The organism is Sphingomonas sp. 2378 (assembly GCF_038084995.1).
In the GTDB taxonomy this organism is placed as follows: Bacteria; Pseudomonadota; Alphaproteobacteria; order Sphingomonadales; family Sphingomonadaceae; genus Sphingomonas.
The window spans coordinates 1-224 of the sequence record NZ_JAXCMJ010000172.1 but is presented as its reverse complement, the minus strand read 5'-3'; the positions used below and the strand labels follow the sequence as shown (position 1 = coordinate 224).

1 protein-coding gene is annotated in these 224 nt (G+C 64.7%); it reads left to right on the top strand.

The genetic code is table 11. The annotated features are described in order from the left end of the window. On the top strand, positions 1–224 hold a 224-nt coding region (locus tag SM191_RS19935; RefSeq protein WP_341507689.1), incomplete at both ends, for a transposase.

Genomic DNA, 224 nt, shown 5'->3' with positions numbered 1-224 from the left:
GGCGATCCACATCGCGCTCGGCGTCCGTGCCGATGGTGCCAAGGAGGTGCTGGGCCTGTGGCTGGAGCAGAACGAGGGCGCAAAATTCTGGCTCAGGGTGATGAACGAGCTCAGGAACCGCGGCACCGAGGACATCCTGCTCGCCGTCGTCGACGGGCTGAAAGGCTTTCCCGAGGCGATCACCGCCGTGTTTCCCGACGCCGTGGTTCAAACCTGCATCGTCC